The organism is Lacinutrix salivirga, assembly GCF_053604675.1.
On sequence record NZ_JBSHNP010000123.1, the window covers coordinates 1 to 577 of the forward strand.

The 577-nt window shown below is 34.8% G+C and carries 1 pseudogene; it reads left to right on the forward strand.

The features are described from left to right. A pseudogene (locus ACVC5O_RS11005) lies at positions 1-577 on the forward strand (hypothetical protein); the annotation flags it as partial.

Below are 577 nucleotides of genomic sequence, written 5' to 3' on the forward strand. Positions count from 1 at the left end.
AATTCGCCATTCGATTTATTTACATTATTAGATGGTACACAAGATACCAATGGAACATGGTTAGATGTTAACGGAACAGTACCAAACCCAATAGATATTACAGTATTAACAGCTGGTACTTACGATTACACCTATTCAGTAGCAGATATTGGTACGTGTAGCGATGTAGATGTAGTGGTACAAATAATCGTATTACCATTACCAGAAACAGGAATTCCAACACCAGCAGTATTTTGCGAGAATGATTTAACTGCAAATTCACCATTAGATTTATTTGGTCAATTAGCAGGCGAAGATGCAGGAGGAACATGGTCAGACGATGATACTTCAGGAGCATTAACAGGAAGTGATGTTGATTTAACAGCATTAACTATTGGAGTTTATAATTATTCTTATACAATTACAGATGCTAATGGATGTACAAATACAAGTACAGTAACCATTACAATAGAAGATGCACCAGAATCTGGAGAAGCATTAACACCAATAGAAATTTGTGAAGATGCTTTAACAGATAATTCGCCATTCGATTTATTTACATTATTAGATGGTACACAAGATACCAATGGAACATGGT